Below are 12,521 nucleotides of genomic sequence, written 5' to 3'. Positions count from 1 at the left end.
ATGACGTCTGATAGAAATGCGCTTCGAACGTTTTGGGGAATAGTTGCATTGCTCTTTACTGCCAGTGTGGTGGTAACAATTGTATGGTGCGTATCCATGTCGGCGATGCAAGAAATGCCGATGCCCGGTGGTTGGAGTATGTCTATGACGTGGATGCCCATGTATGGACAGTCGCTGTTCAATGCCACAGCATCCTTCCTTGCTATGTGGGATGTCATGATGTTGGCTATGATGATCCCGTGCCTGGTGCCCATGCTGTTGCGCTATCGCCAGGCCGTTCAGACGACAAGTACAAGGCGTTTAGGCTGGCTGACCATCTTAGTAGGACTTGGTTATTTTTTTGTCTGGACAATCGTTGGATTGGCCGTTTTTCCACTGGGGGTTGGACTTAATGCAATCTTAATGCAATATAAGGAGCTGTCCTTAATCGTGCCGCTTGCGGTCGGAATAGTCGTATTGGCCGTAGGCTTACTCCAGCTCACCGACTGGAAATTGCATCAACTTACGTGCTGCCGGGAATTGCCCTTCCGGGGGCAAACGGCGCCTGATAACGCCCGCACGGCCTGGAAACATGGGCTGCACCTCGGAGTCCAGTGTACCCGGTGCTCCGCGGGTCTGATGTCGATTCTGCTTGTCATGGGAATGATGAACCTTTTTGGAATGGCTATTGTAACCTTGGCAATCACCTTTGAACGCCTCGCACCTGCCAGTAAATGGGTTACTGGTACTATTGGAGCCATTGGTATTGCAGCTGCTTTTTTTCTGATCGCCCAGGCAGTCGGAATTTTTTAACTTTATATTATGCAATGATGTGCCTGATATAAAGAATTGCAAATGGAAGTGGAAAACAAAATGGATAGCAATGCCGATAGCGTTTTTCGTATGCCGGGTACCCCGCCAACCTACTGGCTTACCCGCTTTGTCATTCTTCGTTTGCTGGGCGTAATCTACGCGGTGGCTTTTCTTGTGGCAATTAATCAGATCGTTCCTTTGATAGGCTCTGATGGGCTTCTTCCGGTAGATATTTACCTGAAGCAGGTGAGCGCTGCACTGGGATCCCCAGGAGCTGGTTTCGTACGATTGCCGTCACTCTTTTGGCTCTGGCATTCTGATACGGCACTTTTAACTACGGCCTGGATCGGATTTGTGCTATCCTGTGTAGTAGTGTCAGGCTATGCCAATGCGTTATTAGTGGCTGTTATTTGGTTTCTTTACATGTCCTTTGTTCATGTAGGACAAGATTGGTATGGATACGGCTGGGAAATCCAGCTTTCCGAAACCGGGTTTCTCGCTATCTTTCTTTGTCCGTTGCTCGATATGCGTCCATTTCCCAAGCGCGCGCCACCCATGCCAATCATCGTTTTATTCCGTTGGCTCATTTGCCGTATCATGCTTGGCTCCGGATTGATCAAGTTTCGTGGAGATGAAATATGGCGTAACGGGACCGCCCTCTATTACCATTTTGAAACACAGCCCATCCCTGGTCCGTTAAGCCGGTGGCTCCATTTTTTACCGCGTATAGTTTTGAAAATTGGCGTTTGGTTCAATTGGCTGGCCGAGCTTGTAGCACCATGGTTCGTATTTTGGCCACAACTTGCACGTCACCTGGCAGGATTGGTGATCGTGTTATTCCAGATCAACATTATACTCAGTGGTAACCTCTCGTTTTTAAACTGGCTCACTATTGTCCCTGCTTTAGCCTGTTTTGATGACAGCTTCTGGTCCAGGCTTCTTCCCCGTAAGCTCGTTCGTAAGGCCGAAACCGCTGCTGGTCGTGCCGAAGTATCCAGACCAATGTTAACCACCGCCTGGGTTGTTACCGGTATTGTTGTACTCCTTAGCATTCGCCCTGCACTTAATATTCTATCGCCGGGGCAAATCATGAATTCCTCATTTGACCCGCTGGATCTCGTAAATACCTATGGTGCATTCGGAAGCGTGGGGCGGGAACGTTTGAACGTAATATTCGAAGGAACGATGGATGAGAAGCCTGACGATAAAGCCAACTGGAAACCATATATCTACAAAGGTCTGCCTGTATCTCTTGACAAAGGGTCGCCACAAATAGCTCCCTACCAGTTGCGTTTAGACTGGCAAATGTGGTTCGCCGCCATGTCGTCTCCAGATCAATATCTATGGACGTATAATCTGGTGTGGAAACTCCTTCATAATGACCCCGGCGCTGTAAACTTGTTCGCCGGTAATCCTTTCCCCGCTAAGCCACCGCGATTTATCCGGGCAGTTCTATATCGTTATACGTTTGCCAGGCCGGGTAATCCCGCGCGCCTTTATTGGAACCGTAAGCAAATCAACATTTGGATTTCGCCCCTTTCGGCTAAAGATCCGCGCCTGATCGAATTTCTAAAAGGTGCAGGATGGATTCGCTAAGGTGATTTGCTTAAGGATTAGTAAAAAGTTACAACATTGTCATATTGTTTATACTTTTTTGTATAAACAAGGAATGACGTATCTTTGTAGAGTAATTATTGCTGATTCCACTTAAAGACAGGCATAATGAAAGAAGAACTGAACACACTGGAACAAACCGTATCAAATGATTATAAATACGGCTTTGTTACTGATATCGATACGGACATAGTTCCGAAGGGGATCAACGAATCGGTTATCCACCTGATCTCGACCAAAAAAAACGAGCCCGACTGGATGCTGGAATGGCGCCTTAAAGCCTATGCCCAATGGTTAAAAATGGAAGAGCCTAAATGGCCTAACGTAACCTACCCGCCCATCAATTACCAGGATATTATTTATTACGCTGCACCCAGGCAAAAACCGCAGTTAAACGGTCTTGATGAGATAGACCCGGAATTGCGCCGCACTTTCGAAAAACTGGGCATTTCGCTTGATGAACAAAAACGGCTGAGCGGTGTGGCTGTGGATGTGGTGATGGATAGTGTTTCTGTCGCAACCTCATTCAAAAAGCAATTATCTGAAATTGGGGTGATCTTTTGCTCCATGAGCGAAGCCATACAACAGCATCCCGAACTGGTAAAAAAATACCTGGGTTCTGTAGTGCCCATGACCGATAATTATTTTGCAGCGCTGAATGCCGCTGTATTCACCGATGGTTCATTTTGCTACATACCTAAAGGTGTACGCTGCCCAATGGAGTTATCCACTTATTTCAGGATCAATACAGAAAATTCGGGCCAGTTTGAGCGCACGCTGATCATCGCCGAAGATGATAGCTACGTAAGCTACCTGGAAGGGTGCACAGCTCCTATGCGGGATGAAAATCAACTGCATGCCGCCGTAGTGGAGCTGGTGGCGTTAAATAAGGCGGAGATCAAATATTCCACCGTTCAAAACTGGTACCCCGGCGACAAGGAAGGGCGCGGTGGTATTTATAATTTTGTAACCAAACGGGGCATATGCCTGGGCGAACGTTCCAAGATTTCCTGGACTCAGGTAGAAACCGGCTCGGCTATTACCTGGAAATACCCCAGCGTTATTTTAAAGGGCGATTATTCCATCGGCGAGTTTTACTCGGTCGCGCTTACCAATAACTTTCAACAAGCTGATACCGGTACCAAAATGATTCATTTGGGTAAGCATACCAAAAGCAGGATTGTAGCTAAAGGGATCTCCGCAGGCCATAGTAACAATAGTTATCGCGGGCTGGTACGCGCCAGCAAATGGGCCACCAATGCCCGTAATTATTCACAATGTGATTCCCTGTTACTGGGTGATAAGTGCGGCGCGCATACCTTTCCTTATATCGAAGTTAAAAATACAACTTCAATTATTGAGCATGAAGCAACCACCTCAAAAATAGGTGAAGATCAGCTTTTTTACTGCAGGCAACGGGGTATTGATACCGAAACCGCCGTAGCACTGATCGTTAACGGCTTTGCCAAAGAGGTCATGAATCAGCTACCGATGGAGTTTGCCATAGAAGCACAAAAACTGCTGGCCATTAGCCTGGAAGGTAGTGTTGGATAATTTTTTGAAAGACACAGATTATTTATAAAATACGTATAGAACTGTTATGTTATCTATAAAAAATATACATGCGTCCATTGAAGGGAAGCAAATACTAAACGGGATTGACCTGGAGATCAAGCCAGGGGAAGTTCATGCCATTATGGGGCCGAATGGTTCCGGGAAAAGTACACTTGCACTGGTATTGGCAGGCAGAGAAGGATATGAAGTAACCCAGGGTTCAGTTACCTTTTCTGGCAAAGACCTGTTGCCTATGCCACCCGAAGACCGGGCTCGTGAAGGTTTGTTCCTGGCATTTCAATACCCGGTAGAAATACCTGGGGTAAGCACCACAAATTTCATTAAAGCAGCCGTGAATGAAAAGCGGAAATACCTTGGAGAAGAGGCGCTGGATGCCGTTGCTTTTTTGAAACTGATGAAAGAGAAGATGGCCCTGGTTAATGTTGATCAGGCTTTATTGAGCCGTTCTGTTAATGAGGGTTTTTCTGGTGGCGAGAAAAAACGTAACGAAATTTTCCAGATGGCCATGCTGGAACCCAAACTGGCCATATTGGACGAAACGGATTCCGGTTTGGATATTGACGCCCTGCGCATTGTAGCTAATGGTGTTAATCAATTGCGCAATAAGGATCGGGCTATACTGATCATTACCCACTACCAGCGCTTGCTGGATTACCTGCAGCCTGATTTTGTACATGTGTTGTACAATGGTCGTATGGTTAGGTCAGGAGGTAAGGAGCTGGCTCTGGAACTGGAAGAAAAAGGGTATGATTTTATTAAGGATGAGGTTAATTTAACTGAAGGCTTACCGGCAGGTACAAATTGAACAGGATCATGACAGATGTAAGTTATTTTAAGGACCGGTTTGAACAGTTGCAGGGTGCAAGCCCGGATAACGAAATTGCCAAAATGCGCTTAGAAAGCTTTGACCGTTTTAGCAGCGCCGGCCTTCCATCTTTACGTAACGAAGAGTGGAAATATACCAATATCAGCAGTTTGTTTGATAAGGAGTATCACGTTGCAGCGGTTGATGAGAAGCCTGTTCTTAACCTGACGGATGTTGATTCCATTCGCTTGCCGGGACATTCAGGCGCCAATGAACTGGTTTTTGTAAATGGCCGGTTTATACCCACGTTTTCCAACATCCGTTCTCCCGGCGATCAATTAACAGTGGTGCCATTGGAAGATGCTGCAAATGGGCCATATAAAGAACTGGTTAAGGAACATCTGGGGCAAAGCGGTAAGTATATTAAAGACGGGATCCATGCACTTAATACCTCATTCATCTATGGCGGGGTATTTATTCATATCGCTAAAGGGCAACAATTGGAGCATCCTGTTTACCTGTATTATCTTTCAGACGCACGGGAGTATCATACACTTTCCCAGCCCCGCAGTCTGATATATGCCGCCGAAGGAAGTAAACTGCAGCTGGTGGAAACGTATCAAACGATAGGTGGATCAGATAGTTTTACCAACCAGGTAATGGAAGTGGTAGTTAACGATAACACCCATATTGAATATTATAAATTACAGAACGACACGGCTAATGCCAACCAGGTAAGCACAACGCATATCCGGCAAGCCGGACGGAGTTATGTGCATGCGGTGACCATTACGCTTAACGGCGGCATGATCCGCAATAATATGAACCTGGTAATGGATGCAGCGGGCAATGAAACACATTTGTATGGTTTATACATGCTAAAAGGCCATACCCATGCTGATAACCATACTTTGGTTGATAACCGCAGGCCAAATTGTTTCAGCAACCAGCTTTATAAAGGAATTGTGGATGATAAAGCAACCGCCGTATTTAATGGAAAGATCATGGTACAGCCGGATGCGCAAAAAACCAATGCTTATCAATCCAATAAAAATATCCTGTTATCTGATCAGGCCAGTATTAATACCAAACCCCAGTTGGAAATTTTTGCGGATGATGTAAAATGTTCACACGGTTGTACCGTGGGGCAACTGGATGAAACAGCCTTGTTTTATTTAAGAGCAAGAGGTATCCCCAAAGAAAATGCACAGGCTATGTTGCTACAGGCCTTTGCCTCAGATATACTGGCACAGGTAAAACCTGAATTGCTCCGCGAACATATAAGGCAACTCATTACCGCGCAGCTTTTTAATGATAAATAAAAGAATGACAACATATAGCACGATATCGCCCGCTTTTGATGTGTATGCCATTAGGCAGGCATTCCCTATTTTGGGCCGTATGGTTAAGAATAAGCCATTGGTATACCTTGATAATGCGGCAACATCACAAAAGCCATTAAGCGTTATTAATGCCCTTAATGATTATTATACCGGTTATAATGCCAACATTCACCGGGGCATCCATACCCTGGCCGAGGAAGCTACAGCAGCTTATGAGGCGTCGCGTTATGCAGTAAAACAATTTATTAACGCGGCTGCTACTGAAGAGATCATTTTTACCAGGGGAACCACGGAAGGCATTAACCTGGTAGCCTATACCTGGGGCAGGCAAAATGTTCATGCAGGCGACGAGATCATCATTTCGGGGATGGAACATCATTCAAACATTGTGCCCTGGCAAATACTGTGTAATGAAAAACATGCTGTACTCAAAGTGATCCCGGTTACAGAAAATGGCGAGCTTTCCTTAAAGGCTTATCAAGAACTGTTGACTGATAAAACCAAGCTGGTTGCCATTGTTCAGGTGTCCAATGCCTTAGGTACGGTAAATCCGGTTAAAGAAATGATAGCCGCGGCTCACCAGGCCGGTGCTTTGGTATTGGTTGACGGGGCGCAATCAGCCGTTCATCTGGATATTGATGTGCAGGATCTGGATTGTGATTTTTTCGCCTTCTCGGGCCATAAAGTTTATGGGCCAACCGGCGTAGGGGTGCTATATGGTAAAAGAGCGATTCTGGAGGATATGCCGGTTTTTCAGGGTGGCGGAGAGATGATCAAGGAAGTAACTTTTGAGCATACCACGTACAATGAGCTCCCCTATAAATACGAAGCAGGCACCCCCAATATAGCAGATACCATCGCGTTAAAAGCGGCGCTGGACTTTATTAATACAACCGGGAAAGCCGAAATCAGGAAGCACGAGGTTGGGTTATTAGCCTACGCTACGGAGCAATTAGAAAACATCCCAGGGCTAACGATTATAGGCAAAGCCAGGGAGAAAGCAAGCCTGGTATCTTTTGTGATCAAAGGCACGCATCCGCAGGATATTGGTATTTTACTGGATAATCAGGGAATTGCAGTAAGAACGGGGCACCATTGTTGCCAGCCATTAATGAAACGCTTTGATATTCCCGGCACGGTAAGGGCCTCGTTTGCGCTATATAACACCATGGAAGAGGTAGATAAATTGATTACCGGCTTACATAAAACCATTAAAATGCTGTCATGATGATTACAGACAACAACGGGCAAATGCAGGATACCGAAGCAGCGATTATTGAAGATTTTTCTTTTCTGGATACCTGGGAAGAGAAGTATGAATATATCATTGAACTGGGTAAAAAACTGCCTGTATTGGAAGAAAAGTATAAAGTAGAGGAAAACATGATCAAAGGATGTCAGTCGGCCGTATGGCTGATAGCAGATTACCGTGATGGCAGGGTGTTTTTCAAAGCGGATAGTGACGCGGTTATTGTAAAAGGGCTGGTCAGCATGCTGATTAGGGTGCTGTCTGGGCATACGCCTGATGAGATCATCCATGCAAAGCTTGATTTTATAGAGCAGATAGGCATGATGACGCATCTGGCACAAACCCGGTCCAATGGCCTTTTAGCTATGATCAGGCAGATGAAAAACTATGCGCTGGTTTATAAAACAATCGGAAATTAAAGAATACAACGATGAATGAAGAAGCATTAAAACAGAAGGTGATTGATTGTTTGCAAACCATTTATGATCCCGAGATCCCGGTGAGTATTTATGAACTTGGGCTTATTTACGAAACCACGGTTATGCCGCCTTTGAACAATGTACAGGTTGTGATGACCCTGACCGCGCCCGGCTGCCCCGCCGCGCAGTCATTGCCGGTAGAAGTGGAACAAAAAATAAAACAGATTGAAGGCGTAAACGAAGTACATGTTTCTGTAGTATGGGATCCACCATGGGATAGGGACATGATGTCTGAAACGGCTAAGCTCGAATTGGGTATGTTATAAAAGATATAAGCACATATACAAAATATAAAATTAAATATGAAAATTACGGCCCAGGAAGAGTATGGTTTAAGGTTATTACTGCGGATTGCGAAATGCAGTGATAACAGCGGAATGAGTATCCCGGACCTAAGCGAGGCCGAAGGCTTATCGGCAGCTTACGTAGCCAAACTTACGCGCATATTGCGTATAGCCGGGTATATCAGCAGCACACCCGGTTACAAAGGGGGGTATATACTGGCCCGCCCTGCCGGCCAGATCAATATTAACCAGGTATTGAAATTACTGGGTGGTACTTTGTTTAGCAAGAACTTTTGCGGAAACTACTCGGGCGTACGTCCTTTATGTACCAATTCTGTTGACTGCTCAGTGCGTTCACTCTGGCAAATGATCCAGCTCTCGGTTGATCAACTACTGGATCAGATAACTTTGGCCGACCTGGTTGGTTCTGAACAAACATCGCTTCAGCTGCTCCATACACTCATGGCGCAACACACCAGGGTATTGTCCTGATACTACTTTATTCGCCTCCATTGAGCCTATACAACAATTATAAATTAGAATTTAATGCCTGATAAAGCTCCATGGCCTTATGCAGAAATGGAGGCTTTTGAAGTGGACTTATTTCCGAAAAAGGTTCATTTGGTCTTTTAGAATGATAGCGGCTTCGTTCATCCATGCTCAATAAGGCTTCTTTACTCAGCGGCGTATTTGTAAAAGCTGCAATCTTTTTAATCAGAGCAACCGGGCCATCATTATAGTTAAGCAGCAAACATTTGCGGTCGGTTGCTATAATTTCATGATATTGATCCAGATACTTTTCAAGCACATTTGAAATATAAATATCGGGCCGGTTATACATTATTTCTTCAGGCTTAAATCCAAATATAGCTGGTTCAATTAAACCAGGCACTGCCTGCATCCCCGGCATTTTCATGTGCGATGCCAATACCTGGTCAGGACTTCGGTAAATCAAAATAAAAGGTACTTCCGGGTAAATAATTCTTAATTGTTTATGGAAAAATATATGCCAGCTATCTGTTTTAATGAATAAGCGTTTCTCTTGTCCCGTTCTTTTTTGCGCGTAAAATTTTATAGCGGCAACCAATAAATCTGATACCGTATCTTGATTGAAATTACTGCCCTGATGAGGTAAACGAAGCAAATCGTCAAAAAAAGGTACTTCTGAAAGTACAATATGCTCATTAGATGTTGCCAGTAATTGTGAAACCAATGTTGACCCGCAACGCGATATATGGAAAATAAAAGCGGCCGGTTCAAGGCTATCTAAGCCGGTCGCCCATTCTTTGAGCATGGCAAGGTCACTTACCGATTCAAATAGAGGGTGTCCATCACTCAACCTTCTGCACTTAATAAGGGTATCGTCAAAAAAAGGCTCGGTAAAGGGTTCGGCGAAAGTATTTAACCAATAACATTGCAATTGCGCTGCTTTGTTTTCAAGTTTATACGGGATCCAGTTTTTTAGCGCTAACTCATGCATATTATTTAATATCCGGTGTATGTATGGTATTGATTACTGTTAGCTGTTGTTCCAGTTCGGCGGCTAATTTATTTGAGGTATTCGTATTTTGCATCCTAAGCTCCCTGATAATGTTTAGCAGATTGCGGCTATCATCTTCTTTATAGGATACTTCGGTTGCCTGGCTCATCATATGTTTTAGCCAGTCGTTTACCTTACAATCAATAACCAAATGGATCCTGTTTGTGGAACCCATGTTTGCTACACTGTGCGTTAAATTGGCATTTATATACCAGCAATCACCGGCTTGCAGGGGAATGCTGGTATCCTCTATATTAAATGATACGAGGGGATTGGTAATAATTGGGAAATGCAAACGTGCTTCACCCATTTCAAAAGCTAATTCGTTGTCTCTGTGTGGTTTTATTACTGCCCCAGCCTGTAAATTTAAAAAACGTACAGCCATAATTGGGCAGCTGATATGTGATATCAAGGTTATTACCGTCTTAAAATGTTGCATAAATGCGGTATCCTGGTAATCGGCATCGGCTATCAGGTCGGGTATGATATTTTTAGTGCCGCCTCCTGGTGATCTTAATGTTATTCCCGTCCATGATCCCTCATAATAAAGTGTGTTAAAATGTGCCTGCCATTCTCCTTGAAACAAGATTAATTCTTTTTGCATAGCCTTGAGATCATAAGGCAGCGGTAGTTTAGCATAGCGGATCATAGATCGTTATTTATCATTTTATCCTGAGTGTTAAAATAAGGTTTCCCGAAAGTGCTTGTTTGTTGGTAAGTATACAAATCAGTTTATGTTTTTTTATACCTGAAAATACCCATTAAAAAAGCTGTTTTCACCCTATTTAAGTTTATGTTTTTAGTAGAGATTTGGTAAATAATAAATTATAGCAAGTGGTAAACTATTGATTAATTATTAACTAATTGTGCTGTTTGTTTATAAAATTATTTAATTTATTGCCTTAAGTGGTTGGTATGTGCTTGATGGGAAATATGGTTAATGTGATTAGCGCATATATCATGTTGTTTTTTGATTTAAAAACTGAATAAAAAAAATTATAATAATATATTAAAAGTAATTATATTTATCGTAATAAACCTAAGCCTAAAATGAATATCTATCAAAAGCAGTTACTGTTGTTTTGCGTTGAATTTACCCCCTGATATTTTATTATTATAAAGTTATACAAGGCTATTGGCATTAAGTAGTAATACCCATAGTTTTTATCTATACTCATTATTTAAAGAATATAGTTTATAGATATAGTTTTTTATAAACTACGTGCTCCATACTATAATATGAACTGTATCTTCTTAAAATAAGATACGGGTACATTGAACCTATTTATATATCAATTATATACTTAAACCAATTAAATTAAAATTATGGATAATCCTTTTCTTGGAACAATTTCATTGTTCGCTGGCAATTTTGCCCCCCGCGGCTGGGCATTATGTAATGGTCAGCTTATGGCCATATCACAAAACTCGGCGTTGTTTTCAATTTTAGGTACTACGTATGGTGGTGATGGTGTAACAACCTTCGCGTTGCCTAATCTGGAGGGTAGGGCCCCGATACATTGGGGGCAAGGGCCGGGCCTAACACCCAGAACCATTGGAGAATCGGCTGGGGAAGAAAATGTGACCTTAATAAGTACCCAGATGCCTATGCACAGCCATGCTGTTGCTGCAAGTACTACAGTTGGTGATCAGGGCTCGCCGACCGGGAATGTTTTAGCTGTCTCTGCTGATCCCGACTCGGGAGGTAACCCACTAAACTTTATAGCGCCGGCAAGTGCCAATACAACCATGGCTCCGGGTATGATCGCGCCGGCAGGCGGGAGTCAGCCGCATGATAATATGCAGCCTTTCCTGGCAGTAACCTTTATTATTGCTTTAAGCGGAATTTTTCCGGCAAGAAACTAAATGATTTATACGCTGAATTGTATTTGATGAAAATAGGTATTGTATCAAATTCAGCAATGTTATACATGCCCCTGCTTTCAAATTTATATAACTATAAAAATAAAGCAGGGGTAATGTTATATGTTGGTAAATCGGCCGACCCTAATCAAGACATGAGTGTAACAGCGGGTTTTTGTAATGCTGCAGGTATTGCGCTCACTTTTGAAACCGGGAAAGACGATCTGTATAGCTGGGGGCAGTTATACCAACCAGATATTATTTTTTTTGTGGGCTATAGCAGCATTGTAAAAACCGGGCAATTTACCCATGTAAAGCACGGTATTTACAATATACATTTTGGCCTGTTGCCACAGTTTAGAGGGCCAGCACCTGTTTTTTGGCAACTGAGGAAGGGATTTAAAGAAATAGGATTAGCTATCCATCGCCTTACAGATAAACTTGATAGCGGACCTGTAAAATGGCAACATACGGTAACAAATCAGCCACATTTTAGCTATGATCATGTTAATCAGCTATTTGGTGAGCTACAGGTAGTGGGAGTATTTGAAATTCTGAATAGTATTAATTCAGGTATCGCGCTACCTGAAATTGAACAAGATGAAAGTAAGGCCGCTTATTATGAACGGCCACAACTTAAAGACATTCTGATTAATTGGGATGGGATGGAGGCCGGGGAGATCATTGATATGATAAAGGCTTGTAACTCCTGGAATATGGGTGCAATCACCATGTTCAATGGACTGGAATTGAAAATTTTGGACGCGACCATTACCATAACAAATAACCAGCAATATGCTCCGGGAACCATTATTATTAAAAAGAACCATGGTTTTGGAGCGGTTTGTAAAGGAAATAAGTTATTAAATATAAACTATTTTAAGATCAATAACTGCTATATACCAGCCCGGTTTGCAGTTGCATACGGATTTAAAACCGGGCAAAGTTTTATAAGCCAGATATAATATATAGATAGG

13 protein-coding genes are annotated in these 12,521 nt (G+C 43.2%); 11 read left to right on the top strand and 2 right to left on the bottom strand.

Annotated features, from left to right (window positions below):
* From M2273_RS26890 to M2273_RS26850, 9 genes are all read left to right on the top strand, one after another.
* Positions 1-792, top strand: coding sequence for a DUF2182 domain-containing protein (locus M2273_RS26890; RefSeq protein WP_429400870.1), 792 nt, complete (start codon positions 1-3; stop codon positions 790-792).
* Positions 793-834: 42 nt separating this feature from the next.
* Complete coding sequence (locus tag M2273_RS26885) at positions 835-2,388, top strand: lipase maturation factor family protein (RefSeq protein ID WP_429400869.1); 1,554 nt, start codon at positions 835-837, stop codon at positions 2,386-2,388.
* A gap of 126 nt (positions 2,389-2,514) precedes the next feature.
* Positions 2,515-3,960, top strand: a complete 1,446-nt coding sequence (gene sufB / locus M2273_RS26880) for a Fe-S cluster assembly protein SufB (protein WP_429400868.1) — start codon at positions 2,515-2,517, stop codon at positions 3,958-3,960.
* A gap of 46 nt (positions 3,961-4,006) precedes the next feature.
* Positions 4,007-4,786 carry a Fe-S cluster assembly ATPase SufC gene (sufC, locus tag M2273_RS26875; protein ID WP_429400867.1) on the top strand — a complete coding sequence of 260 codons (780 nt, stop codon included), beginning with the start codon at positions 4,007-4,009 and terminating at the stop codon, positions 4,784-4,786.
* Between the two features lie 8 nt (positions 4,787-4,794).
* Complete coding sequence (gene sufD, locus M2273_RS26870) at positions 4,795-6,108, top strand: Fe-S cluster assembly protein SufD (RefSeq protein ID WP_429400866.1); 1,314 nt, start codon at positions 4,795-4,797, stop codon at positions 6,106-6,108.
* Between the two features lie 4 nt (positions 6,109-6,112).
* Positions 6,113-7,357 carry a SufS family cysteine desulfurase gene (locus M2273_RS26865; protein ID WP_429400865.1) on the top strand — a complete coding sequence of 415 codons (1,245 nt, stop codon included), beginning with the start codon at positions 6,113-6,115 and terminating at the stop codon, positions 7,355-7,357.
* Positions 7,354-7,797, top strand: coding sequence for a SufE family protein (locus M2273_RS26860; protein WP_429400864.1), 444 nt, complete (start codon positions 7,354-7,356; stop codon positions 7,795-7,797). The genes M2273_RS26865 and M2273_RS26860 overlap by 4 nt, the downstream gene beginning before the upstream one ends.
* 11 nt (positions 7,798-7,808) lie before the next feature.
* Entirely contained in the window at positions 7,809-8,123 is a 315-nt protein-coding gene (locus M2273_RS26855) for an iron-sulfur cluster assembly protein (RefSeq protein WP_429400863.1), read from the top strand.
* Between the two features lie 36 nt (positions 8,124-8,159).
* Positions 8,160-8,633, top strand: coding sequence for an RrF2 family transcriptional regulator (locus tag M2273_RS26850; protein ID WP_429400862.1), 474 nt, complete (start codon positions 8,160-8,162; stop codon positions 8,631-8,633).
* A 37-nt stretch (positions 8,634-8,670) separates the two neighbouring features.
* On the opposite strand, the gene M2273_RS26845 is transcribed toward M2273_RS26850, so the two are convergent.
* Together M2273_RS26845 and M2273_RS26840 are read right to left on the bottom strand one after the other, a co-directional pair.
* Positions 8,671-9,621: a hypothetical protein gene (locus M2273_RS26845; protein ID WP_429400861.1), complete on the bottom strand. Its 951-nt coding sequence runs from the start codon at positions 9,619-9,621 to the stop codon at positions 8,671-8,673.
* Position 9,622: 1 nt separating this feature from the next.
* Entirely contained in the window at positions 9,623-10,330 is a 708-nt protein-coding gene (locus M2273_RS26840; protein WP_429400860.1) for an aspartyl/asparaginyl beta-hydroxylase domain-containing protein, read from the bottom strand.
* A gap of 677 nt (positions 10,331-11,007) precedes the next feature.
* Between M2273_RS26840 and M2273_RS26835 the strand changes: the two genes are divergently transcribed.
* Positions 11,008-11,547, top strand: coding sequence for a phage tail protein (locus M2273_RS26835; RefSeq protein WP_429400859.1), 540 nt, complete (start codon positions 11,008-11,010; stop codon positions 11,545-11,547).
* 26 nt (positions 11,548-11,573) lie between these two features.
* The gene (locus tag M2273_RS26830; RefSeq protein WP_429400858.1) at positions 11,574-12,509 is read left to right on the top strand and encodes a methionyl-tRNA formyltransferase; all 936 of its coding nucleotides are present in this window, start codon (positions 11,574-11,576) and stop codon (positions 12,507-12,509) included.
* Positions 12,510-12,521 lie beyond the last annotated feature (12 nt).

The organism is Mucilaginibacter lappiensis (genome assembly GCF_050433765.1).
Taxonomy (GTDB): domain Bacteria; phylum Bacteroidota; class Bacteroidia; order Sphingobacteriales; family Sphingobacteriaceae; genus Mucilaginibacter; species Mucilaginibacter lappiensis_A.
This window is presented reverse-complemented; position numbering and strand designations above follow the sequence as displayed.